Annotated in this window: 1 pseudogene; it reads left to right on the top strand. The window is 65.7% G+C overall.

The annotated features are described in order from the left end of the window. Positions 1–254 (top strand): annotated as a pseudogene (locus FAZ79_RS11360) (FAD-dependent oxidoreductase); the annotation flags it as partial.

Below are 254 nucleotides of genomic sequence, written 5' to 3'. Positions count from 1 at the left end.
AGGGCGTGTCCGCCTGCGCGACCTGCGACGGCTTCTTCTACAAGAACCAGACGGTCGCCGTGGTCGGCGGCGGCAACACCGCCGTCGAGGAGGCGCTGTACCTGTCCAACATCGCCGCCAAGGTGCAGTGGTGCATCGCCGCGACCGCTTCCGGGCCGAGGACATCCTGATCGATCGCCTGATGAAGAAGGCCGAGGACGGCAACGTCGAGATCCACTGGAATCACGAGGTCGACGAGGTGCTCGGCGACCAGA

Source organism: Guyparkeria sp. SB14A, from assembly GCF_005096345.1.
GTDB classification, from domain to species: domain Bacteria; phylum Pseudomonadota; class Gammaproteobacteria; order Halothiobacillales; family Halothiobacillaceae; genus Guyparkeria; species Guyparkeria hydrothermalis.
This window is presented reverse-complemented; position numbering and strand designations above follow the sequence as displayed.